23 protein-coding genes are annotated in these 22,769 nt (G+C 39.9%); 13 read left to right on the top strand and 10 right to left on the bottom strand.

Going from position 1 to position 22,769, the window contains the following annotated elements:
- Positions 1-84: 84 nt before the first annotated feature.
- From ABXG98_RS17835 to ilvG, 6 genes are all read right to left on the bottom strand, one after another.
- Positions 85-1,017 (bottom strand): prohibitin family protein, encoded by a 933-nt coding sequence (locus tag ABXG98_RS17835; protein ID WP_353540060.1) that lies wholly within the window; start codon positions 1,015-1,017, stop codon positions 85-87.
- Positions 1,018-1,197: 180 nt separating this feature from the next.
- The gene (ilvA, locus tag ABXG98_RS17830; protein ID WP_353540059.1) at positions 1,198-2,745 is read right to left on the bottom strand and encodes a threonine ammonia-lyase, biosynthetic; all 1,548 of its coding nucleotides are present in this window, start codon (positions 2,743-2,745) and stop codon (positions 1,198-1,200) included.
- A 61-nt stretch (positions 2,746-2,806) separates the two neighbouring features.
- Positions 2,807-4,666 (bottom strand): dihydroxy-acid dehydratase, encoded by a 1,860-nt coding sequence (gene ilvD / locus ABXG98_RS17825; RefSeq protein WP_353540058.1) that lies wholly within the window; start codon positions 4,664-4,666, stop codon positions 2,807-2,809.
- Positions 4,667-4,761: 95 nt separating this feature from the next.
- A complete protein-coding gene (locus ABXG98_RS17820) occupies positions 4,762-5,688 on the bottom strand; it encodes a branched-chain amino acid transaminase (protein ID WP_353540057.1) in 927 nt (308 codons plus the stop codon).
- 98 nt (positions 5,689-5,786) lie between these two features.
- A complete protein-coding gene (ilvM, locus tag ABXG98_RS17815; RefSeq protein ID WP_353540056.1) occupies positions 5,787-6,059 on the bottom strand; it encodes an acetolactate synthase 2 small subunit in 273 nt (90 codons plus the stop codon).
- A gap of 1 nt (position 6,060) precedes the next feature.
- Positions 6,061-7,725, bottom strand: a complete 1,665-nt coding sequence (gene ilvG / locus ABXG98_RS17810; protein ID WP_353540055.1) for an acetolactate synthase 2 catalytic subunit — start codon at positions 7,723-7,725, stop codon at positions 6,061-6,063.
- 475 nt (positions 7,726-8,200) lie between these two features.
- Here ilvG and ABXG98_RS17805 point away from each other — a divergent pair, with 475 nt between their 5' ends.
- Positions 8,201-9,724, top strand: coding sequence for a YifB family Mg chelatase-like AAA ATPase (locus tag ABXG98_RS17805; RefSeq protein ID WP_353540054.1), 1,524 nt, complete (start codon positions 8,201-8,203; stop codon positions 9,722-9,724).
- 37 nt (positions 9,725-9,761) lie between these two features.
- On the opposite strand, the gene ilvY is transcribed toward ABXG98_RS17805, so the two are convergent.
- A complete protein-coding gene (ilvY, locus tag ABXG98_RS17800; RefSeq protein WP_353540053.1) occupies positions 9,762-10,640 on the bottom strand; it encodes an HTH-type transcriptional activator IlvY in 879 nt (292 codons plus the stop codon).
- Positions 10,641-10,863: 223 nt separating this feature from the next.
- On the opposite strand from ilvY, the gene ilvC reads away from it, so the two are divergent.
- From ilvC to ABXG98_RS17775, 5 genes are all read left to right on the top strand, one after another.
- Positions 10,864-12,345, top strand: coding sequence for a ketol-acid reductoisomerase (ilvC, locus tag ABXG98_RS17795; protein ID WP_353540052.1), 1,482 nt, complete (start codon positions 10,864-10,866; stop codon positions 12,343-12,345).
- 95 nt (positions 12,346-12,440) lie between these two features.
- A complete protein-coding gene (gene ppnP / locus ABXG98_RS17790; RefSeq protein ID WP_353540051.1) occupies positions 12,441-12,758 on the top strand; it encodes a pyrimidine/purine nucleoside phosphorylase in 318 nt (105 codons plus the stop codon).
- Between the two features lie 11 nt (positions 12,759-12,769).
- On the top strand, positions 12,770-13,528 hold the full coding sequence (locus ABXG98_RS17785) for a sulfite exporter TauE/SafE family protein (RefSeq protein ID WP_353540050.1): 759 nt from the start codon (positions 12,770-12,772) through the stop codon (positions 13,526-13,528).
- A gap of 650 nt (positions 13,529-14,178) precedes the next feature.
- Entirely contained in the window at positions 14,179-15,111 is a 933-nt protein-coding gene (locus ABXG98_RS17780) for a hypothetical protein (protein ID WP_353540049.1), read from the top strand.
- Positions 15,108-15,263 (top strand): hypothetical protein, encoded by a 156-nt coding sequence (locus ABXG98_RS17775; protein WP_353540048.1) that lies wholly within the window; start codon positions 15,108-15,110, stop codon positions 15,261-15,263. The genes ABXG98_RS17780 and ABXG98_RS17775 overlap by 4 nt, the downstream gene beginning before the upstream one ends.
- 80 nt (positions 15,264-15,343) lie before the next feature.
- On the opposite strand, the gene ABXG98_RS17770 is transcribed toward ABXG98_RS17775, so the two are convergent.
- A complete protein-coding gene (locus tag ABXG98_RS17770; protein WP_353540047.1) occupies positions 15,344-15,538 on the bottom strand; it encodes a hypothetical protein in 195 nt (64 codons plus the stop codon).
- 409 nt (positions 15,539-15,947) lie between these two features.
- Here ABXG98_RS17770 and istA point away from each other — a divergent pair, with 409 nt between their 5' ends.
- Entirely contained in the window at positions 15,948-17,492 is a 1,545-nt protein-coding gene (istA, locus tag ABXG98_RS17765) for an IS21 family transposase (RefSeq protein WP_353540046.1), read from the top strand.
- A gap of 29 nt (positions 17,493-17,521) precedes the next feature.
- Positions 17,522-18,286: an IS21-like element ISShfr5 family helper ATPase IstB gene (istB, locus tag ABXG98_RS17760; protein WP_353540045.1), complete on the top strand. Its 765-nt coding sequence runs from the start codon at positions 17,522-17,524 to the stop codon at positions 18,284-18,286.
- Between the two features lie 72 nt (positions 18,287-18,358).
- Here istB and ABXG98_RS17755 read toward each other — a convergent pair whose 3' ends face one another.
- Entirely contained in the window at positions 18,359-18,769 is a 411-nt protein-coding gene (locus tag ABXG98_RS17755; RefSeq protein ID WP_353540044.1) for a P-loop NTPase family protein, read from the bottom strand.
- A gap of 176 nt (positions 18,770-18,945) precedes the next feature.
- Between ABXG98_RS17755 and ABXG98_RS17750 the strand changes: the two genes are divergently transcribed.
- The 5 genes from ABXG98_RS17750 (at position 18,946) to ABXG98_RS17730 (ending at position 22,098) form a co-directional block, all read left to right on the top strand.
- Complete coding sequence (locus ABXG98_RS17750) at positions 18,946-20,121, top strand: site-specific integrase (protein ID WP_353540043.1); 1,176 nt, start codon at positions 18,946-18,948, stop codon at positions 20,119-20,121.
- 91 nt (positions 20,122-20,212) lie between these two features.
- Positions 20,213-20,572, top strand: coding sequence for a hypothetical protein (locus ABXG98_RS17745; RefSeq protein ID WP_353540042.1), 360 nt, complete (start codon positions 20,213-20,215; stop codon positions 20,570-20,572).
- 114 nt (positions 20,573-20,686) lie between these two features.
- Positions 20,687-21,256, top strand: coding sequence for a hypothetical protein (locus ABXG98_RS17740; protein ID WP_353540041.1), 570 nt, complete (start codon positions 20,687-20,689; stop codon positions 21,254-21,256).
- Positions 21,257-21,316: 60 nt separating this feature from the next.
- The gene (locus ABXG98_RS17735; protein WP_353540040.1) at positions 21,317-21,748 is read left to right on the top strand and encodes a DUF2787 family protein; all 432 of its coding nucleotides are present in this window, start codon (positions 21,317-21,319) and stop codon (positions 21,746-21,748) included.
- A 173-nt stretch (positions 21,749-21,921) separates the two neighbouring features.
- Positions 21,922-22,098: a hypothetical protein gene (locus ABXG98_RS17730; RefSeq protein WP_353540039.1), complete on the top strand. Its 177-nt coding sequence runs from the start codon at positions 21,922-21,924 to the stop codon at positions 22,096-22,098.
- 57 nt (positions 22,099-22,155) lie between these two features.
- Here ABXG98_RS17730 and ABXG98_RS17725 read toward each other — a convergent pair whose 3' ends face one another.
- Positions 22,156-22,452, bottom strand: a complete 297-nt coding sequence (locus ABXG98_RS17725) for a hypothetical protein (protein ID WP_353540038.1) — start codon at positions 22,450-22,452, stop codon at positions 22,156-22,158.
- Positions 22,453-22,769 lie beyond the last annotated feature (317 nt).

Raw genomic sequence — 22,769 nt, 5'->3', positions numbered from 1 at the left:
AAGGATAGTACTGAGAGGAAAGTGGAAACAATGGTAGCTGCGCTACATAACTATCTTAATGGTATAAGTAGCGCAGTGATTCAGTTATTTTTCTTTCATATTCCACAAAATATCTTGGCCGCTTCCCATAACCGTGCTGGGTAACTTACCATCCCATTGTTGTGCTTTGATATATTCTACTAAGGTTTTGCTGGCTTTAATCGCTTCTGCTTTTTTAAGCATAGCCTCAGCTTCAGCTAAGCCTTTCACACGTATTGCTTGTGCTTGCGCTTTGGCTTCTATTTCAATGGCATAAGCGCTACCATCAGCCCGAGCTTTTTCAGCATCACGTTTCGCTTCAGCAGTATTCACCTCACGTTGAGCTTCAAGTTTTTGTCGCTCTAGACGATGCTTTTCTGCTGCGGCTAAATTTTTCTCTGTTTGCTTGGTTTCAATACTTTGTAAATATTTTGCCGGCAGAATTAAATTTTCAATTTGTACACTATCAAGTTTCACAGGGAAGTCTTGCATGGCTGTTAATAGTGTTTCTTCGATTTTTTGAATGACTTGGCCACGGTTTTGTACAATTTGTTCTGCTTTGAATCGCGCTAACGCATCTTTAGTAGCAGAGCGTAAGCGTGGGTCAAGAATGCGATTTTCAAACTGATCTAAGCCACCATATCCTTTATATAGTTCAAAAGCTTCAGCACGTATTACCGTCCAGTTTACCGACACCTCGGCTTGTACTGGCATTTGTTCAAAGGTTGAAGCTTTAAGTGATTCAGAATTTTTACGGGTACGGATCTCTAATTCTTCAATAGAATCAGCAAAGGGAATTTTAGTGTGCAAACCTGGGTTTACTTGCGTAGTCGCTTCGCCGAAGCGCTTAACTATGCCTACGTGTCCTTCATCTATGGTGTAAAAAACTTGCCAAAGTACAATGGCGGTGATCGCCGCTAGTACCGCTTTTCCAATGTGTTTGGTTGCTACTGTGGTATCAATATTTACGTTTTTTGTAGCTAATCCTTTGTTTAACATATATTTTCCTTATTTATTTTTATGGTTGTATTTTTGCTATTCGTTAGTTTTTATCAGCAGTTGGGGCCCGTATATAGTACTAATTTGTAGCCCTAAGACCATTAATAAAGTAAATCGCTTGACATAATATGTCAAGCGATTTTGGATATCTGCTAGTTTTTATGGTTAGAAAGCAGCTTTTTAGTTGAGAAATTCTTGATAGGCAAGGTTGTCGGTTGCTTCTTTGTATTGATAGCCAAGAGCGTTTAAATGCTGAAAAAATTCAACTTCTTTAGAGGTGCTAACTTCAAACCCCGCCAATACTTGACCAAAGGCTGCGCCATGGTTTCGATAATGAAACAGGGTAATATTAAACAGTTCGCCCATGGCATCTAGAAATTTTTCTAGGGCGCCGGGGTGCTCAGGAAACTCAAAGCTGAACAATCGTTCATTGATGCTATTAGTATGATTTTTTCCACCAATCATGTAGCGAACATGTAATTTTGCCAGTTCATTGTCAGTAAAATCGTTAACATGATAGTCAGCGCTTGCTAACTCCTCAAGTAATTGACAGCGCTCTTCAACACTGCCGCTTAACCGTACGCCAACAAATACATTAGCGGTAGGTTCGCCGGTAAAACGGTAGTTGAATTCGGTAATTGCTTTGTTACCAATGGTTTGGCAAAAACGTTTAAAACTGCCTTTTTCTTCAGGAATGGTAACCGCTAAAATGGCTTCTTTTTTCTCGCCTAATTCACAGCGTTCAGACACATACCGCAAGGTATGAAAGTTCATATTTGCCCCTGATAAGATGGCGACTAAAGACTGATTATTTGCATCAGTGATCGAGCAATACTTTTGCAAACCAGCTAAAGACAAGGCACCTGCAGGCTCAGCAATTACACGTGTCTGTTCAAAAATATCTTTAATTGACGCACATATTTCATCGGTTGTTACCGTAATCACTTCATCGCAGTAATGTTGAATTAAACCAAAGGTATGTTCACCAATACGTTTCACTGCCACACCATCAGCAAATAACCCTACTTGCGGTAAATCAACCGGCTTGCCTGCAGCTAAGGCTGCTTTTAAGCAAGCGGAGTCTTCGGCCTCTACGCCAATAACTTTAGTGTTTGGGCTGAGTTGTTTTAAATATACCGCCATCCCCGCCAATAAACCACCACCACCGACCGGAATAAAAACCACATCAGCATTGGGTTGTTGTTGCAGTAGCTCTTTGGCCACTGTGCCTTGACCGACGATAACATCCTCGTCATCAAACGGGTGAATCAGCGTTTTATTTTCGTTTTTGGCATACTCAATTGAAGCCAATTGCGCCTCATTAAAACTATTGCCAACTAAACGAACTTCCCCACCAAAACGCCTGACATTATCGACTTTAATTTCTGGAGTGGTTTTGGGCATGACGATGGTGGCTTTGATACCAAGCTTGTTGGCAGCAAGTGCTAAGCCTTGCGCATGGTTACCGGCAGAAGCAGCGATTACACCATGAATACATTCGGCTTCACTTAAATTAGAAAGCTTATTATAGGCGCCACGCAGTTTGAACGAGTGCACGGGTTGTTGATCTTCGCGTTTTAAATATATTTGATGATTTAATCGTGTTGATAACTTGGTCAATAAGGTGAGCTCTGTTTCTACTGCAACATCATAAACGGGGGCAAGTAATATGCGTCTAAGGTAGTCGAGTTGCTCTGCTTGTTGTGTGAGTAACTGGGAATCAGTCATGGGGTACCTAAATCGAGTATAGGTAGGCAATGATTGCCTACCTATGATAGTTGGAGATGGATTAGTCAGTAAGTCCATCAAGTAAATCGCGGTTACGTACCGCACCTTTGTCAGCGCTGGTGGCTAACATTGCATAGTTTTTAAGCGCATAGCTGATTGGGCGAATACGATCAGCTGGTTTCCAGGCATCTTTACCTTTAGCTAGCATCGCCGCTCGGCGAGACTCAAGTTCACTGCCAGCAACTTGTAAGGTAATTTCACGGGTTGGGATATCAATATGAATAATATCACCTTGTTTTACTAAACCTATTGTACCACCGTCGGCGGCTTCAGGAGATACATGACCGATAGATAAACCTGAGGTTCCGCCTGAAAAACGACCATCAGTTAACAATGCACAGGCTGCACCTAAGCCCATCGATTTCAAGTAAGTAGTTGGGTATAGCATTTCTTGCATACCCGGGCCGCCTTTAGGGCCTTCGTAGCGAATAACAACCACTTCGCCAGCCACTACTTTGCCATCTAAAATACCAGCTACAGCATCATCTTGACTTTCAAAAATATGCGCAGGGCCAGTAAACGTTAAATTTTCATCACTAACACCAGCAGTTTTTACTACACAACCATCGACAGCAATGTTACCTGACAGAACGGCTAAACCTCCTTCGGTAGAAAACGCATTGTCAATACTGCGGATACAGCCATTTTGGCGATCGTCATCTAAGGTATCCCACCTACAATCTTGACTGAAAGCTTTAGTGGTACGAATGCCAGCAGGCCCCGCACGATAGAATTTTTTAATGTCTTCGTTGTCGGTTAACGTTATATCATAGTTTGCTATAACATCAGCTAAGGTAGTACCTAACACATTCGGAACGTCAGTGTTCAATAAGCCTGCACGTGCTAATTCACCCAAAATACCAATAACACCACCTGCGCGATGCACATCTTCCATGTGATAGTCAGGTGTTGATGGTGCAACTTTACATAGCTGAGGTACGCGGCGAGATAATTCATCCATATCTTTCATGGTGTAATCAATTTCAGCTTCTTGCGCAGTAGCTAATAAATGTAAGATAGTATTGGTTGAACCGCCCATGGCAATATCTAAACACATAGCGTTGTGTAAGGATTCTTTACTGGCAATATTGCGTGGTAAAGTTGATTCATCGTTATCTTGATAATAACGTTTTGTTAGCTCAACAATTTGCTTGCCCGCTTTTAAAAACAATTGTTCACGATCAGCATGGGTAGCTAACATTGAACCATTACCAGGCAAGGCTAGACCTAAAGCTTCGGCTAAGCAGTTCATCGAGTTGGCGGTAAACATGCCAGAGCATGAGCCACAAGTAGGACACGCTGAGCGTTCAACTTGATCGCTTTGCTCGTTGCTGACTTCAGGATCAGCGCCTTGGAGCATGGCATCAACTAAATCAAGCTTGATAATTTGCTCAGATAGCTTAGTTTTTCCTGCTTCCATTGGGCCACCAGAAACAAAAATTACCGGGATATTAAGGCGCATTGCGGCCATCATCATCCCCGGAGTGATTTTGTCACAGTTAGAAATACATACCATGGCATCGGCGCAATGGGCATTAACCATGTATTCTACAGAGTCAGCAATTAGATCACGTGATGGTAAGCTATAAAGCATACCACTGTGACCCATAGCGATGCCGTCATCAACCGCAATGGTGTTAAATTCTTTAGCGACACCGCCTGCTTCTTCAATGGCACCTGCTACTAGCTGCCCCATGTCTTTTAAGTGCACGTGTCCAGGAACAAATTGTGTAAATGAGTTAACAACAGCAATGATGGGTTTGCCAAAATCTCCGTCTGTCATTCCGGTTGCGCGCCAAAGTGCACGGGCGCCAGCCATATTACGGCCTTGAGTTGAAGTTGCTGATCTTAATTTTGGCATGGTCTTGTGTTCCGTTTGAAATTACAGTGATAAATATTATTGTAAAAACATTTTGTCTTCATTAAGGATATAAAATGCTTTAAAAATAAAATTCTTTAGTAAACTGGGTCCAACCATCCTTGGGGGATGCTGGTGCTACCATCAAAAATACCAAAAAAGGCTTGTTGCAGCGCTTCGGTCATTGGGCCTCTTAAACCATTGCCGACGGGCAAACCGTCAACGGATTTTACGGGGACAATTTCGGTTGCGGTGCCACACATAAAGAATTCATCCCCAAGGTATAAAGACTCACGAGAAATAGGCTCTTCGCGGACTTCATAACCTAATTGTTCGGCAAGGAAAAATACCGTGTCACGTGTTAAACCTTGTAAAATTGAAGCTGTGCTTGGTGGTGTGTACAAAATGCCGTTACGGATTAGAAATAAATTTTGTCCTGCACCTTCACTGACCATATTATTAACATCTAAAGCAATGCCTTCAGCATAGCCGTGGCGAGTTGCTTCACTTGAAATAAGCTGTGATGACAAGTAGTTACCACCAGCCTTTGCTGCGGTTGGCATGGTGTTGGGTGCTAGCCTGTTCCAACTTGATACCCCAACTTCAACGCCATTTTCAACAGCGTCTGCGCCTAGGTAAGCTTCCCAATTAAAAGCGGCAATCATAACATCGGCAACCGCGTCAACGGGCGGTCGTAAGCCCATGCCAATATCGCCTAAAAAGGCAAGTGGCCGCAGGTATGCCGACTGCAAATGGTTTTCTTTTACCGCATCTTTACACCCCTGTATGACCTCTTGAGGTGTGTAAGGAATGTTCATACGATAAATTTTCGCAGAATCAAATAAGCGCTTAATGTGCTCTTCTAACCGAAAAATACAAGTACCTTGATGAGTATTATAGGCACGGATACCTTCAAATACCGATGAACCATAATGTAGCGCATGACTCATGACATGAACGGTGGCATTTTTCCACGGCATAAGCTCACCATTGAACCAAATTAACTCTGCATTTACTTTTGCCATTTTGTTTTCCTAAATGTGATGCTGTAGTTGATAGCTATAGCTTTAAAACACGCGGTGCAAGTAATAACTTTACTCATATTACCATGTGTTTTGACACGTTAAGCACTACACGTTTTTGCGTCAGAGAGCGATGAAACATTATTATCAACCTTGACACTTTTGATGTCGACCAGCTTATTAATTTGGTCAATTAACAGCGTAATTGGACGATCACTGCGGACAAATAATTCGATAGTTGCGACATTATTACCGGTATTAACTTTAGCGGTAATGCCGCTGATCAAAAATCCGCGATAACGTGTGACTTGTAAGATACGCTCAAGTACTACTTGCTTATCATCTACTTTGATGATTAATGTATAGTTATTCATTTTAAGCGCTCTCCATCATTTCATTATTGGCACTGTTTGGTGGTACTAAAGGCCAAACATTATCTTGGGCATCTATTTTGACTTGTAAAAAATACGGGCCGTCATGGTCTAACATTTCATTGATAGCAGCCGTGATCTCACGCTTTTGTGTTATTTGTTTCGCTTTGATATCAAAAGCGGAAGCAAGCATGACAAAATCTGGGTTATCAGCTAGGTCTGTTTCACTCAAGCGTCCGTCAAAGAACAAATCTTGCCATTGGCGAACCATACCTAGCTTAGCGTTATCAATTAATAAAATCTTTACTGGAATTTGATAGCGCTTAATGGTTGCTAATTCTTGTACATTCATCATGATAGAGCCATCACCTGAAACGGTAATGACGGTGTCATGTGGTCGACTAATTTGTGCGCCAATAGCTGCAGGTAAGCCAAAACCCATGGTTCCCATGCTGCCACTGGTTAAAAAGTTACTTGGATCATCAAAATTCATATGTTGTGCTGCCCACATTTGATGCTGGCCCACATCGGTGGTAACACAGGTGTTTTTGGGCATTAAGTCGCTGATTTCTTTTAACACAGCAGGGGCATAAATGCGCTCTCCAGGGTGATCATATGGCCAAGCAAATTGCTGTTTCATTTGCTGTACTTTAGCTTGCCATTGAGTAATTTCAAGTGACATAGTTAGCAAGGGTAAGTTTTCTTTCAAATCACCTAAAATAGGTGCGTCAGCTTCCCTACGTTTATTAATTTCAGCGGTGTCTATGTCAAAATGAATGACTTTAGCGTCGGGGGCAAATTGATCTAATTTACCTGTAACTCGATCATCAAAACGTGCACCAACGGCAATGAGTAAATCGCAGTCATGAACGGCTAAATTGGCGGCTTTAGTGCCATGCATACCCAACATACCTAAGTAGTTCTCATCATCAGGGTTTAATGCGCCTAGCCCCTTCAATGTTGATACTGACGGCATGCCCGTTTCTTGAGCAAATGCTCTGACTTCATCGAGGGCATTGGCCATACCTACGCCACCACCAACATATAAAATGGGTTGTTTAGCATGGGTTAACAGATCCAGTGCTTTGCTGATATCAGCAAGAGGCAATTTGACTTTATTCTTCAGCGGTGCAGTGGCTTTAAAGGTGGGTGAGACACTGGCCATTTGCACATCTTTTGGAATATCTACCAGTACCGGTCCTTGTCGTCCTTCTAACGCAATTTCAAAGGCTTGGTGTAACACTTTTTCTAATTCATCAACATGGCTAACTTGGAAAGAATGTTTAGTACAAGCCAATGATAAACCAAAAATATCTATTTCTTGAAACGCATCACTGCCCATTGCTGCGGTAGGAACTTGGCCTGTAATGGCTACGATAGGAATTGAATCAGCAAAGGCATCAGCAAGACCGGTAATTAGGTTGGTTGCGCCAGGACCTGATGTTGCCATACAAACACCTATCTTGCCTGATGCACGAGCATAGCCAACGGCTGAAAATGCCGCGCCTTGCTCATGTCGGCAGAGAAAATGCTGAATATGGCTCTCAACCAGGGCATCATAAATCGGCATAATAGCGCCACCAGGGTAACCAAATACATGGTTTACACCATGCTGTGCAAGTACTTCAAATAATAGTCCGCCGCCAGTTAACGGCTTGTTGTCAGTCATGATAATTCCAAAAGTTGTTGTGTTGTTTGACATATTTATAAATGTTTAATTCCAGAAAAAACAAAACCCTCGGTTCTTTCGAAGCGAGGGTTTGTATTTCTGTTATGCATTTCTTTAGCTCAACGAAAACCCTCGAGATGATTTAATCACCACGACGAGAATGTTAATAATAATTGAGTTAAGGTTTTGCATTGTTGTTTGGTTCACTTTTTACTATATAAAGAAAATTTAGTTCGACTGAAGACTGACTGTTTATTATTTTTTAATGAATTTTTATTCGCATCTTTAATCTCTTATTTAAATTAGTACCATAGCTCTATTGTATTGGGCAAGCTTTTTATTTAGAGTTTTTTCTTGTTTGCACAGAAGTAAAAGTTATAACCAAATATTTAGTTGCATATTTTTTTAGCAGAAAGTCGAAAAAAGTATAATACTTTCCTACACTAACAATTGAAATCAAATAAATGGAATTATTATGTCGCTTGCCTGTGTTTATAGTCGCGCCCGTGTTGGCTTAGAATCCCCCTTAGTCACAATTGAAGTTCATCTTGCTAATGGCTTACCCGCTTTTCATATTGTTGGTTTGGCAGAAACCTCAGTGAAAGAGTCAAAAGATCGCGTTCGTAGTGCCATTATTAATTGTGGTTATGAGTTCCCTGCTAAAAGAATCACCATCAATCTTGCGCCAGCTGATTTACCCAAAGAAGGCGGTCGATTTGACTTACCTATTGCTGTGGGAATTTTAGCTGCATCAGAGCAGATCCCTCAAGTTGATTTGAGCCAATATGAGTTTGCTGGTGAGTTGGCTTTGTCAGGTGAGCTTAGGGCGATTATTGGTGAAATACCGATGGCAATGGCTTGTTGCAAAAGTAATAGGGCTTTAGTGCTGCCAATTGATAATAGCGAACAAGCCAGTTGGGTTAAACAAGCAAAAATTCATGCGATTGAACATTTAAGCCAGCTATATCCTCACTTTGCACGACAACAGCCACTACCATTAGTTGCAGAAAAACAAGTGCAAGAATGTCATGAAATTAACGAATTAGACATCCGGGATGTAATTGGTCAGCCTTTAGCAAAACGCGCACTAGAAATTGCCGCAAGTGGCAATCATAATTTACTTTTTATTGGCCCACCAGGGACAGGAAAAACCATGTTAGCAAGCCGACTAGCAGGCATTTTACCTAAAATGACAGAGGCCGAAGCGCTAGAGGTAGCTGCGATTCAGTCAATTAGTAATCAAAATACCAGTGCTAATTCATGGCTAACTCGACCATTTCGTGCTCCACACCATACCGCCTCGTCTGCGGCTTTGGTGGGCGGGGGGAGTCAGCCAAAACCGGGTGAAGTTTCGTTAGCCCATAACGGTGTGTTGTTTTTAGATGAATTACCTGAGTTTGAACGTAAAGTGCTTGATGTATTGCGTGAGCCAATGGAGTCAGGTGAAGTGACGATTTCTCGGGCGATGCACAAGCAAAGTTTTCCCGCGCGATTTCAATTAATTGCCGCGATGAATCCAAGTCCAACAGGGTTTTATAACGACAATCGCAGCTCGCCTGAGCAAGTACTACGTTATTTGAACCGATTATCCGGGCCATTTTTAGATCGCATAGATATTCAAATTGAAGTTGCACGGCTACCCCGAGGAACTTGGGCGTCTGATACTGAAATCAATGAAACCAGCGAACAGGTTCAGCAACGCGTTCAAGCATGTAGAATGATACAGATTCAGCGCCAAGGCAAAGCTAATGCGCATATTGGCACTAATGAGCTAAAACAATTTTGTCATTTAACCTATGACGACAATGAATTTTTAGAGCTGGCGGTGGAAAAATTAGGCTTGTCGACCCGAGCTCACCATAAAATTTTAAAAATAGCTCGAACCTTAGCAGACATGGAAATGACCGAAAATATTGAGCATAAACACTTGATAGAGGCATTGTCATACCGAGCGATGGATCGATTGCTGCGGCATTTGACACAAGCGGTTGCGGTGTGAATACGTTGAAAATATTCAACTAAACCTATCGACAGTGTTAGTTGATGGCATCAAAAAATGCCTTGATTAGTGGTTGAGCTTTACTTTGATTCAAACAGCATATGCCAAGTTCGAACGGCTCAATTTCACCAACGTCATTCATGTATTGCACCTTGTCGCGCACTGGGCTATTTTCTACCACAACTTGCGGTACTATGCCGACACCACAACCTAAAGCCACCATGCTCACTAACGCTTCGTGCCCTGAAACAGTTGCATAGATATTAGGTTTCGCTTGTTGTTTTTTACGATACCATAATTCAAAACGTTTTCTCGCCGGGCCATGTTCAGGCAGGATGATGGGGATATCAGACCAACGCAGTACATCAGCGTGTAAAAGCTGTTGTACTTTACAGGCCATGGTTGGCGAAATAACGGCTAACGGTATGGTGGCTAGGTGCTGAAAATAAACACTGCGCGGTAAATGTTCAGGGTTGGCGGCAATGGCAAAGTCAACCGATTTAGTTTGTATTTGCTCTAATGCATCGCTGGCATCACCGGTAGTTAACATGATTTCAACTAAAGGATGTTGTTGGCGAAAGCGTTCAAGCAGCGGAGGTAAATGGCTATAAGCTGCGGTGACCGAGCAATAAACACTGAGCTTTCCTGTTAGCACGTGCTGGTTTTGATCTAATGATTGTTTAAATACTTGCCATTGCTCAACTTGCTGTAGGGCATATTGCTGAAATTTTTTGCCCGCATCGGTAAGTATTACGCTCCGGTTATCGCGCAATAAAAGCGCTGTGCCAACCGCTTGTTCAATACGTTGTATCGCTCGGCTCAATGTTGATGGGCTCATGTGAAAGGTTTGTGCTGTTTTGCCAAAATGGAGTGTTTGGCTTAGATGCACAAACATATTCAAAGATTTTTGATCCATAGTGCTTCCTAGGTAAAACCCCATTTGAGCAATGGCGCTAATGAAGTTAATATCGATTGTTGCAAAAAACGCAATATAGTGATGCGAATATATCACTTTTTGCAATTACTTGGCTAGGATAAGATGATTTCATTGTAAAAAAGCGCTATTGGCACCGCTGATATGCTTATCAACCGAATATTTATTTAATATTACTTAATTCAAAGCAGAAATAGGAAAGACCATGAGCAATTACTTCAATACGTTAAGCTTACGTGAAAAACTTGGCCAATTAGGAAAATGTCGTTTTATGAAGCGTGAAGAGTTCAGCGATGGCTGTAACTTCATTAAAGATTGGAATATTGTCATCGTTGGTTGTGGTGCTCAAGGTTTGAATCAGGGTTTAAACATGCGCGACTCTGGCTTAAATATTTCGTACGCACTACGTGATGCAGCCATTAGTGAAAAGCGTCAATCATGGCAGTGGGCGACTGAAAATGGCTTTACCGTTGGTACCTATGATGAATTAATTCCTCAAGCTGATTTAGTGCTAAACCTTACACCTGATAAGCAACATACTTCGGCTGTTACGGCGGTAATGCCATTAATGAAGCAAGGCGCGACGCTGTCTTATTCGCATGGTTTCAACATTGTTGAAGAGGGGATGCAAGTTCGCCCTGATATTACCGTGGTGATGGTTGCCCCTAAATGTCCAGGTACTGAAGTACGTGAAGAATACAAACGTGGCTTTGGTGTGCCAACCTTGATTGCGGTTCATCCAGAGAATGATCCACAAGGTAATGGTTTAGCCATAGCTAAAGCATATGCAAGTGCCACAGGTGGTGACAGAGCGGGTGTACTTGAATCGTCTTTCATCGCAGAAGTTAAGTCTGACTTAATGGGCGAGCAAACTATTCTTTGTGGTATGTTACAAACAGCTGCTGTATTAGGCCATAAGCAATTAGTTGCCCAAGGTATGGATGCGGCATACGCACGTAAATTACTACAATACGGGTTAGAAACCACAACAGAAGGCTTAAAGCACGGCGGCATTACTAATATGATGGACCGTTTATCAAACCCAGCAAAAATTAAAGCGTTTGATATGTCAGTAGAGTTAAAAGAGATTCTACGTCCATTATTCCAAAAGCATATGGATGACATTATCGAGGGTCGTTTTTCTGCCACTATGATGGAAGATTGGAAAAACGATGATGCTAATTTACTTAAATGGCGTGCTGAAACAGCAGAAACGTCATTTGAATTAGCGCCTGATTGTGAAACAGAAATAACTGAGCAAGAGTATTACGACAAAGGTATTTTTGTTGTAGCAATGATCAAAGCGGGTGTTGAACTTGCGTTTGAAGCTATGGTTGATTCAGGTATCATCGAAGAATCTGCTTACTATGAGTCACTTCATGAAACCCCATTAATTGCTAACTGTATTGCACGTAATAAACTATATGAAATGAATGTAGTAATTTCAGATACAGCAGAGTATGGTAACTATTTATTTACTCATGCCGCTGTACCTTTACTTGAAGAGTATGCAGCTAACTTAACCTTAGAGCAATTAGGCGAAGGTTTGCAAGAGGCGTCAAATAACGTTGATAACGCCCGTTTAATTGAAGTAAATGAAGCTATTCGCAGCCATGGTGTAGAAACTATTGGTAAAGAACTACGTGGCTACATGACAGACATGAAAAAGATTGCTAGCGCAACTTAGTTAACTGCTGAACAAATAGCGCGAGGGAAACGGCTCGCAATAGACAAAAGGCAAGAGACATTCTTGCCTTTTTAGATCAATTAGAAGAGAAAAGCATGACACAATTTACTGATGTAACCATAGATAAAGCTGCTAATGTATATTTTGATGGCAAAGTGACCAGTCGTAAAATTACCTTCACTGATGGTAGCTTCAAAACTTTAGGTATTATGATGCCAGGCGATTATAAGTTTGGCACTGCAGAAAAAGAATTAATGGAAATTACCGCCGGAGATTGTGAAATCCTGCTACCTGATTCAACTCAATGGCAAACCATAAGAGGAGGCGAATCTTTTTATGTGCCGGCGAACAGTGAATTTGAGATTAAAGCAAAAACCATAGTTGATTACTGTTGTAGTTATCTTAGCGAATAAGCAGGGTATTAATGTTTAACGCGGTAGATATACATCAAGCGATAATTCTGATTGTTATCGGCTTAATCGCTGGGGTAATAAACACTTTGGCAGGAGGAGGGTCAAATTTATCTCTGCCTGCATTAATGATGTATGGTCTGCCTGCTGATATTGCCAATGCCACTAATAGGGTGAGTGTGCTTATTCAATCGATAACAGCGGCTCGCGGCTTCCATCAACATGGAAAAATTGAAAAAACGGCAGTTAAAGATAGCTTGATGCCATTATTGGCTGGCGGCTTGACGGGGGCAATTGCTGCCTCTTATTTAAATGTAGACTTACTAAAACCCATTTTACTTGGCACCATGATTGTGGTGTCTTTGTGGGTGGTTTTTAAAAGTGATATTAAGCCAGAAGCACAGAGTGAACCGAAAAGTTGCTATGACAATAAATTTGCTTTTTTAGCTACCTTTGCCACCGGGTTTTATGGTGGCTTTATTCAAGCAGGTGTTGGCTTTGTGTTGCTCGCCACCTTTGTCGGCGTGTTAAATTATGATCTTTTACGTGCTAATGCTATGAAAGTAGTTGCCACCGTGGTTTTTACCAGTATTGCCTTGTTAGTGTTTGTTTTTAGAGATCAAGTGGCTTGGCTACCGGGTATTTTATTGGGGATAGGCAGTATTGTAGGTGCGCATGTTGCCGTTAAATTTGCCGTTGAAGTAAAAGCAAAAACATTAAAAATTATGGTATTGGTAATGACCGTATTTGCTAGCGCAGCTGCGTTGATTTAACGATTGAGCATAGATTATTAGCTTTATTTCTTAAGTAAGCAGCAGGTAAAGCTTAATCGTTGCTGTAATGTTAGATAAATGCAATCAAAGCGAAAGTTTTTCTTGTCAATGGTCGCATAAATGCAATATACTCTCCGCGCTTTTCTTGTTGCCAATAAGACAAAGCACTTCAAGTATACTCAGTGGTGGCTATAGCTCAGTTGGTAGAGCCCCGGATTGTGATTCCGATATCCACGACCTCGAAAACCTCTTTTCCATCTCGATTTTACATCTTCTTAAAAACTCAACAAACCTAATAATACCGTAGCCTATAGCTCGATTAGTTTCTGAAATAAACCTTATTCATAACCAATAGACTTTCGCCTTGATAACTTGCTCCGTTCCATATTAGTTGCACAAATGCGTCTAACAGGGTCTAAACAGTTACAATCAGGGTAAAGAAACAGCTTATTTCACCAGCATTGGTAGATAGTGATTGAAGTACCAATCTTTAGAAACCTACTGTCCAATTCCTGCTTTTTAGTTACTTTAGGTTGTTCTATATTCAAGCTTGTCTTAAACAGTGCAAATTAGCCGTAAACTTTAGTAAACCCTTGGCATTACTGATAAAGTATTACTAATGGACATTACCTAATAAGATATATTATAAAATGGAAATAGGTTTCAAATTCTACGGATATTTAGCTAAATTAATCAATGGAAAAAAGGTTAAAATATTCAGTGATGCTGTATTACTAATAGCAACAGCGTATTTAATGCTTAAAAAGGCTTTTGGCTTTTCAATTTCGGGTTGGCTTTTAAATAATGTTTTTCATCAAAGCGGCGTTAACGTCTATGTCGTAGTTTCTGCGGTCATTTTAATAGCTGCTGTTCTCATTAAAATTATATCGCTTGTGGTTGAATACTTCCCCCCAATGAAGCATAACAATGTTGAGCCTGAAGAGATCTCTGATTGTATTCAGGCAATGAACATGGAAATTTTGGGGCACTTGACTAAATGTGACGGGTCAAATATTGTACAGATCAATCATATGACGGAACAACATTCTTTTGATTTAAATATTAGGCTTGTGGTTAATGCACTCGCGGAACATATAAGAAAATCAATAGATTCTATAAAAATTAAGAAAAAAGATTTATTTATTTCTTTATATAGTTTCGACAGAGACAAAAATGCATTGGTTTATGAGCTACACTATGATCATAAAAGAGATTTAGTAAAATCAAAGGTGTTAGGGTTGGGAGATAGTAAATTTTCTGATTATGAAAGCGTTAAATGCTTTTTATCTTCAAACAATACATCTTACTTAACTAGTAAAAAACAGTACGCAAAAGGCGGAAATACAAAGAGATACAAGTCGGTCAAACATTACATGGGTTGTAAATTAGAAACAAATGGTTATGATTTTGGCTTTTTAAATATTGAATTTCATAATAATTCAATATTCGTAGATGAAGATGCTATGCAGGATTTCATGGAAGAAAGCGTTTTACCATTCAAATTATTACTTGAATACCAATACTTAAAACGGGACTTTTTTCATAAATTTAATAATTTTAACGAATACTGGAGGGTGGCATGAAGGAAACAAGCAAATCCGAAAATACAAAGTTATTTATTGAAGCAGAGAAATTAAGGCAAAGTATTCATAAGGATTTACATCGTAAGATTAGAAACAACCATAAACGAGATGAGGAAGTAAAATCTAAGGCTTTCGCTGAAGAAGTGGCTTAATTTCGGCTTACCTTAACTGATACATCTATTATTGTTTTTTTAGAGATAACCCATGATGGGTTATCTCTAAAATATCTACTTTATTTAATCACCGCTTGTAACAACTCACGAACAACTTTGCTAATTGTCTTATCATGGGTTTCAGCATACTCATTCAGTAGTTGAGCTTCTTTTAAATCAAGATAAAAGCTTAACCGTACTTTCTTTTTACGTAATGCCTTCTTTGGCCTGCCACCGATTGACTGCTCTAATTCTGCTAGCGTTTGCATCTTCATTTCTTAGCTCCTAAAGCAATAATAGCGTCGTATACTTGCTCATGAGCTACACGTGTTTTATTAAGCTGATACTCGCCGTTAACTTGGTGAACCTTACTAAACCACTCGCTGCCGTCTTTAGCCACGCGCTCAAACAATGTTGTTGTGCGAATACCAAAAATAGGTAATCGACCTAATGCATCGATTAAGAATGCATATTCTCATGCATCGCGATCACCTAATACCATCTAAGCCGATCATCTAATACTATTCATCGCGATCACTCAATACCATCGATGCCGATCACTTTTCGGTCAAAATGGTATTGAGTGATCGGCTTGAATGGTATCGTTCAATTTATACTCATTTTTGTCTGTCCAGTAGGTGTTTTTAACCGTTATTCTTTTCATTTTTGATGATGAGAATAACCATGCCAACGGCACCTATTTCAATGCGTAAACTTAAAGAGATTTTAAGACTAAAATACGACTGTAAACTCAGTCATCGAAAGATAGCAAACAGCTTATCTATTTCGCCTTCAATTGTTTCTAAGTATGCCTGTAAATCAGCAGAGCTAGGCATCACTTGCTGGCCGCTTGATGGCAAGTGGGATGATCATTCTCTGCAACGAGCATTCTTCAAAACAAAGCCCCGACTTAAAGGCTTTAGTATTCCTGACTGGTCATTAGTTCAGCAGGAGCTTCGACCCAAAACGATGACACTATTACTGCTTTGGCAAGAATACAAAGAGCGACACGAGGAAGGTTTTTACAGTTATACCCATTTCTGCCGCCAGTACAAAGCATGGCTTAAATGTCAAAAACCCTCGATGCGACAAAATCATAAAGCAGGTGAAAAACTGTTTGTAGATTATTGTGGCCCCACCATGAATATTGTTAATGGAAGTACAGGTGAATGCCTTACTGCACAGGTGTTTGTCGCGGTCATGGGCGCTTCGAACTACACTTATGCTGAAGCAACCTATAGTCAAAAGCTCGAAGATTGGGTGATGAGTCATGCTCGCTGTTTTGAGTTTCTTGGTGGTGTGCCAGAGTTGGTGATCCCTGACAACTTAAAAAGTGCGGTAACTAAACCTTGTCGATATGAGCCTGATTTAAATCCAACATACCAACAATTGGCGACACACTACAATACTGTCATAGTGCCTGCTAGACCTTATAAACCCAAGGATAAAGCCAAAGCAGAAGTGGGTGTGCAAATTGTCGAACGCTGGATAATGGCACGGCTTCGCAATGAAACCTTCTTTAGCTTGCGCCAATTAAACCTAAAGATACAAGAACTGCTTATCGACTTAAACCAGCGGAAAATGAAGAAGCACCCTGGTTCAAGGCTCAGTCAGTTTGAATCCATTGATAAACCTGCACTCAAACCACTACCAACACAGGCTTACAGCTACACCTTAGTGAGGCAAGTGAGTGTGCATATCGATTATCATATTGAGATTGAAAAACACTATTACTCGGTGCCACATACCTTGATCAAGCAAAAGCTTGAAGCCCATGCCACAGGGCAACTGGTGACACTTTACCATCAAGGCGTTCAAGTAGCTGTTCACCCAAGATCACACCGAGAAGGTGCACACACTACGCTTGATCTGCATATGCCAATCGCTCATCAAAAACAGCAAAAATGGACACCTCAACGATTTGAGCGTTGGGCTGCTAAATTCGGTGGCTCAACTGAGCAGTTTGTTATGCAATTGATGCAAGCTAAAAAGCATCCAGAGCAAAGCTATCGCGCTTGTATGGGCTTATTGAGCCTAGGTAAAAAGTTTACCGACCAACGGCTTGAAGCTGCCTGTTATCGCGCTTTAGCCACAGGTGTGACTCGTGTAAAGCAAGTAAAAACTATCTTAGAAAAAGGCTTAGATAAACAAGCATTACCTGAAGAGCAAGGCGATTTACTGCGAGATATTGACCATCAAAATATCCGTGGTAACCACTATTACCATTAAACCAAAATTCATAAAACAAAGGAAAAATTATGCAAAATATAACTCAACAAGTAAGTAGTCAATTAAGTAACTTAAAGCTAAGCGGCATACGTGATGCGCTAGTGCAGCAGCATGAGCAGCCAAATTTATACGTAGAGCAAAGTTTCGAGGAGCGGCTGAGTTTACTGCTTGAACATGAAATAACGCAACGAGATCAACGTAAAATAGATCGCCTCACTCGCCAAGCTAAATTCAGAGTTAGTGGCACGCTTGCCCAATTAAACTATGGCGCAGAGCGTCAATTAGATAAAACACAGATCCGTTCATTGGCACAAGGCGAATGGCTTCGCCTTCATCAAAACATATTGATCACGGGGGCAACGGGATGTGGAAAAACATATTTAGCTTGTGCGCTTGGTCATAATCACTGCCAGCAAGGGAGCAGTGTTTATTATTTTAGGCTTAAAGAGCTATTAGAAAAAATGTTTCTGGCGCAAGCTGATGGCAGTTACCGCAAACTAATCAACAAACTTAGCTCGGCTAGTTTACTGATCTTGGATGATTGGGGACTAGAGCCATTAACTGCTCAACAGAGGAGTGATTTACTGGAATTAATTGATGCCAGATATGATACAAAATCGACCTTAATTGCTAGCCAATTACCGATAGAAAATTGGTATGAGATGATCGGAGAATCAACTCATGCTGATGCTATTTTAGATCGGCTTGTTCACGGGGCAATAAAGTTAGAATTAAAAGGCGAATCAATGCGAAAAAAACTAAATTCCTTGACTGATGGCGATCACTCAAGTTAGATTTTACTAAGGTCTACTGGCTAACAAAAAAGTGATCGGCTTGAATAGTATTGACCGATCGGCTTCATGGTATTACGCAAAGAAATCTTTAGCATGTTTAAACTTGGTATCGCTAGTGAAATTATTAATAATGATGGCAGTCGGCTTGTTTGCTACCTTAAGCAAGTTAACGGTATCTATCGTGCCTTGAAGACTTCTAGCATCAGTTAATGTTGGGATCACGATAACATCACTCTGTTTTACAGCATGTGCTAATTTAGTGTCGATGCTGTTGTAACTCGCACCAAAGTCAAACACCATAGGCTGTCTGTTGCAGAACTGTAGCGGTAATGACCTACTCTTTGGCTCTAGCTGTATAATTCCGCTGTTATCATTAACAACAAGGTCATTGGTTACGCACTTTGCACCCATGTATGTAGCAAGGTTTAATGCGATACCAGTTTTACCAACCCCTCCTTTCACTGCGGCTACTAAAATCTTCATAATATTACTCCTATCAAATTAACGGATGCAGAATTACATCTATTAATTTGTTAGTGAAAAGTAGTACCCCAATAGTACTATTGGGGTACTACTTTTATTTCAACTACCGATTAACGAAGCTAAACTCATTTGAACCTTATATTACTGTTTTAGATTAACTTCTAGAGGATTAACACATGGGGAATAAATTCAAGTTTACTGACAAATCAATCAAAGCCTTAAAAACACCACCGCGTGATTCACCCTCCACAGAATTTGAAGCAACAGATAGTCAAACAATAGGCTTGAAGTGTTTGGTGGGTAAGACTGGAAACAAGCGATTCCTTTTTCGATATACGCTAAATCAGCGTAAGCAAAGTATTAGTTTAGGTCGTTTTGGTGATATTAATGTTAGCGATGCGAGAAAATTAGCTCAAAAACATCGAATGACATTAAATGACGGTATCAACCCTAAAGTTGATCGCCGCTGCCCTACCCGGTTAACCATCGATGCATTCTTTCAACAACACTATCTACCGAGTATCAAGAAGCGTAAAAAGAGTTGGCGTGATGATGTTTACCGTTATGACACACATATAGCGCCGAAATTTGGAGCGATGCTATTCCAAGATTTGCGCACCATTGATGTTCAACAATTGCATTTAAAAATGACGGATACCATCAATAAATACGGAAATTTATATGCTCCGGCAACAGCTAATCAGGTATTGATGATATTTAAAAGCATGACCAAATATGCAATCGATCTTGGTGTTATTGACAAAAACATATGTAAACCCGTTAAGTTATTTCGCTTAAATAATGCTCGCACTCGATTTTTAACTACCTTTGAAATTAAACGCTTGCTTAAATCCTGTCGTGAATATTCTAATAAAACTATTGCAGCCCACATCGCAATACTTGCTCTAACAGGTTTGCGTTGTGGTGAAGCATTTAATATTAAGGTCAAGGATATTGATATTAAAAAACGTGTGATTTTCATTCCTATGACTAAAAACGGTGGTTCCAGGGTGGTGTATATAACCGACATGATGTTGTCGTTTATTGCTAATGTGCCATTGAAGCCTGACAACCCATATTTATTTGCAGGAAGGGTTAAAGGTCAGCCATTACGCTCTACGCGTAAAACCTTTTTCAAACTACTAAAACGAGCACAAGTTAATAGTGATGGAATATGTCAGCATTCTTTACGGCATTCTGTAGCTTCTAACCTCGCCAGTGAAAATGTTTCATTACGAATTATTCAAGAACAATTATCGCACCGATCAATCATATCAACTCAACGGTATACGAAGGTAAACACTGAGTCCATGCGTCAAACCAGTGAAACGCTGTCGAGCATGTTTAGCTAAATTAATTTAACAACAACATTGAAAAGCCCACTCCTCAAAACCTTAATTGGTTTAAAGGAGTGGGCTTTTTACGTTTCTATATGGAAATACTATGCAAGTGATTAACTATTTACCATCAGCGAATCAATTAACATTGGCACATTACACAGCTCAATGTGCGGTCGATTTATTGGTGGTGCCTTTTGGCACTATTAACGATGCACGAGCTTTTTGGCGTGAATATCCAAGCGTGATTGTTTGCTTTAACCGCCAAGATGATTTGGCAGGAGCCATGAATGTCCTTGATGATGTTACGCGCCACTTTATTGAACAAGCCGAACTTAACCCTGAGTTTATTGAAAATTTACCTGATGATTATCAGCTGTCATTAACTCTAACCAACGATATAACAGGTTTATATCTGATTAAACCGAAAGAGTTAATCATCAATCAAGGTGATAAACATGAGTAGAGACCAATTAATTCAAATTATCTGTAACGCTGATACGCCGTTTACCATTCGCTGTGATGCACAGTACCTATTAAATCAATTAACAAAATAACCATTAACATAAGGAAAAACACTATGGCTGTAAAAGTTAAGAACACCAAAGCTAGCGGTAAGACTAGCGCTGAGAACCCCGTTGGGCTTGATGAAAAACCAAAAGATGAAGTTATTACAGATTTACCCGTTGAAGATAATATTGTAACTGATGATAAAACTGATATTGACCCAGACAGTCAATACAAAACGCTATTAGTCGGGCAGGCCAAAACGTTATCCACAAAATCAAACGGTTTAATCGGTTTTGAATTGGCGTTAAATATTGATGATAAGTGTCGATATTTAAGATTAGTATCCAACACCAAGAACGGTCTGTTCTCGAAGGAATGGCTCAGCCTTGATGCACTTTTTGAATTATTAGATCAGCAAGCTTTGGATAAGCCGTTTAAGTCTTCAATATTTAAAGCAGTCATCAACGGAAAGTCTGCCAATAATTGTAGTTTTATCTCAGCCGTACTTCGTTGTGATGAAATGGGTTTAATACTGAAATCTGAAAAGAGTCAGTTCTTGCATTTGGTTAACCCGTTATTAGTCAACCAACGTGACCGCCTAACTAAGTTAAAGCCACTTCCCACACCTACCTTAAAATAGTCGTTCATACGTTTACTGCTTGCAGTAATACTTCCAACAACACAAATCAAGGTTTTCATTATGAAACTGACTTTTAACAAAAAGCAGTGCTTTACTGTGCCTGAAAAGCTTTACCAAATATTAAGTGATGAACTGGTCAATGTTTTAACACCAGAGATTGACGCAGAGGTTATTATTTTAAACTATCGTGATCCTGATTATTCGAGTCATGCTGGTGGTTTTCATCCTCTCGAAATTCGACTGGTCAAGAGCATGGCGGAAGGCAAAGCTGTTTATGAATTTGTCTATATCACTGACTTTAGCTTTCAAGGTTCGCCTTATCCTGAGTTAGTCGTTGATATAGATGTTTGTTTTATTGCCGAGCAAGTTTATACCGTCTATGGCGGTTGGCTAGATAAAACAAGTGGCGAGGAACTGAAAGAATTATTTTTAACCAACTTTATTTCTTATGTCGAAATGCAGGTGTTTGAAGTAGAAGTTACTTTCTACTGACCCTTTTATAGACAGGAAATATCTAAGTTAGATTTTATTGGTAACAATCACAGTCATTACGCCAAACAGTTAAAGGTGTAATGATTGAGTAACTGTCAAAACACCTAGCGGTCAGCCGAATTAATCATACGGCTGTCACTATGGTTTACTTTTAATTGGAGATTTATAACGAAATGAAGAAAAAACGAGAGCCTTTCGATGAAGAGTATTTATCTAAAGGCGCAATAAAAGGTGTTATTACGGGTATAGCCATTGGCAGTAAATTAGGCAGCCGTCTAGGGATTTATGGTGTTGCCTTTGGTGCAGTAGTAGGTGGTATCACTGGATATGTTATTGAGGAAATGATTTAACAATTATTGACCTGATTATTTATTATTAAATCAGGTCATTTTTAATGATTAATATTATTAGTCAATATATGTGCTTTTAGGATTAGGCCAATTGTCTTTTAAGTTATTGTAAACTTGTTGAACCCATTGAGAATTTTTTGAAGCTTCTATACCTGTATAGTCATTGCCGCTATCCCACGTCTCTAAACGAAAAGCTAGACCGTCAGTATTAATACTGCCAACATCATCAGAAAGGAAAGCAACACCATCTGTAGTCACTCGTAGTTGTCGGCTTTGAGAGTCATCTTTTGATGCTAATAGTGAAGCCACATTTTCTAATGTGAGGTTTGCTTTATCGTTTAAATCTAACTGCATATTTTTATTCCATAAAATAGATTAAGCATAAAAATATAACACAGAAGTAGTAAGAATCTTTTAGATATATCAACTTTATGGTTTTTTGAGATTAAAAATCGACTAACCTTAATGGTTAGTCGATAACAGTTTGTTCTACGTTTTATCTTTGTTTTAAATAGTTTTGATGTTCGCCTTTATTAAGAATTAATAATGAATCTAAATTTATTAATATATAGTCTGGCGGACGAACTATTTGCTATTGATTTGTTAGTGCAAAATTTAGCAGTTTAGCTATTTTTGTCTAACCACTCAGGTTGGCATTTTAAATAGTCATT

The sequence above is a fragment of the Colwellia sp. KU-HH00111 genome, assembly GCF_040362745.1.
Classification (GTDB): domain Bacteria; phylum Pseudomonadota; class Gammaproteobacteria; order Enterobacterales; family Alteromonadaceae; genus Colwellia.
Note: the sequence above shows the minus strand (reverse complement) of the source record. Positions and strands in the feature narration are given on the sequence as shown.

Bases quoted from the DNA above. Each gene is read 5' to 3' on its own strand.
- ABXG98_RS17805 (WP_353540054.1), top strand. From the start codon at position 8,201: ATGTCGCTTGCCTGTGTTTATAGTCGCGCCCGTGTTGGCTTAGAATCC.
- ABXG98_RS17725 (WP_353540038.1), bottom strand. From the start codon at position 22,452: ATGCAGTTAGATTTAAACGATAAAGCAAACCTCACATTAGAAAATGTG.
- ilvM (WP_353540056.1), bottom strand. From the start codon at position 6,059: ATGAATAACTATACATTAATCATCAAAGTAGATGATAAGCAAGTAGTA.
- ABXG98_RS17820 (WP_353540057.1), bottom strand. From the start codon at position 5,688: ATGGCAAAAGTAAATGCAGAGTTAATTTGGTTCAATGGTGAGCTTATG.
- istB (WP_353540045.1), top strand. From the start codon at position 17,522: ATGCAAAATATAACTCAACAAGTAAGTAGTCAATTAAGTAACTTAAAG.
- istA (WP_353540046.1), top strand. From the start codon at position 15,948: ATGCCAACGGCACCTATTTCAATGCGTAAACTTAAAGAGATTTTAAGA.
- ilvG (WP_353540055.1), bottom strand. From the start codon at position 7,725: ATGACTGACAACAAGCCGTTAACTGGCGGCGGACTATTATTTGAAGTA.
- ABXG98_RS17775 (WP_353540048.1), top strand. From the start codon at position 15,108: ATGAAGGAAACAAGCAAATCCGAAAATACAAAGTTATTTATTGAAGCA.
- ABXG98_RS17750 (WP_353540043.1), top strand. From the start codon at position 18,946: ATGGGGAATAAATTCAAGTTTACTGACAAATCAATCAAAGCCTTAAAA.
- ABXG98_RS17780 (WP_353540049.1), top strand. From the start codon at position 14,179: ATGGAAATAGGTTTCAAATTCTACGGATATTTAGCTAAATTAATCAAT.
- ABXG98_RS17785 (WP_353540050.1), top strand. From the start codon at position 12,770: ATGTTTAACGCGGTAGATATACATCAAGCGATAATTCTGATTGTTATC.
- ABXG98_RS17740 (WP_353540041.1), top strand. From the start codon at position 20,687: ATGGCTGTAAAAGTTAAGAACACCAAAGCTAGCGGTAAGACTAGCGCT.
- ABXG98_RS17745 (WP_353540042.1), top strand. From the start codon at position 20,213: ATGCAAGTGATTAACTATTTACCATCAGCGAATCAATTAACATTGGCA.
- ppnP (WP_353540051.1), top strand. From the start codon at position 12,441: ATGACACAATTTACTGATGTAACCATAGATAAAGCTGCTAATGTATAT.
- ilvY (WP_353540053.1), bottom strand. From the start codon at position 10,640: ATGGATCAAAAATCTTTGAATATGTTTGTGCATCTAAGCCAAACACTC.
- ABXG98_RS17730 (WP_353540039.1), top strand. From the start codon at position 21,922: ATGAAGAAAAAACGAGAGCCTTTCGATGAAGAGTATTTATCTAAAGGC.
- ilvC (WP_353540052.1), top strand. From the start codon at position 10,864: ATGAGCAATTACTTCAATACGTTAAGCTTACGTGAAAAACTTGGCCAA.
- ilvD (WP_353540058.1), bottom strand. From the start codon at position 4,666: ATGCCAAAATTAAGATCAGCAACTTCAACTCAAGGCCGTAATATGGCT.
- ABXG98_RS17735 (WP_353540040.1), top strand. From the start codon at position 21,317: ATGAAACTGACTTTTAACAAAAAGCAGTGCTTTACTGTGCCTGAAAAG.
- ABXG98_RS17835 (WP_353540060.1), bottom strand. From the start codon at position 1,017: ATGTTAAACAAAGGATTAGCTACAAAAAACGTAAATATTGATACCACA.
- ABXG98_RS17770 (WP_353540047.1), bottom strand. From the start codon at position 15,538: ATGAAGATGCAAACGCTAGCAGAATTAGAGCAGTCAATCGGTGGCAGG.
- ilvA (WP_353540059.1), bottom strand. From the start codon at position 2,745: ATGACTGATTCCCAGTTACTCACACAACAAGCAGAGCAACTCGACTAC.
- ABXG98_RS17755 (WP_353540044.1), bottom strand. From the start codon at position 18,769: ATGAAGATTTTAGTAGCCGCAGTGAAAGGAGGGGTTGGTAAAACTGGT.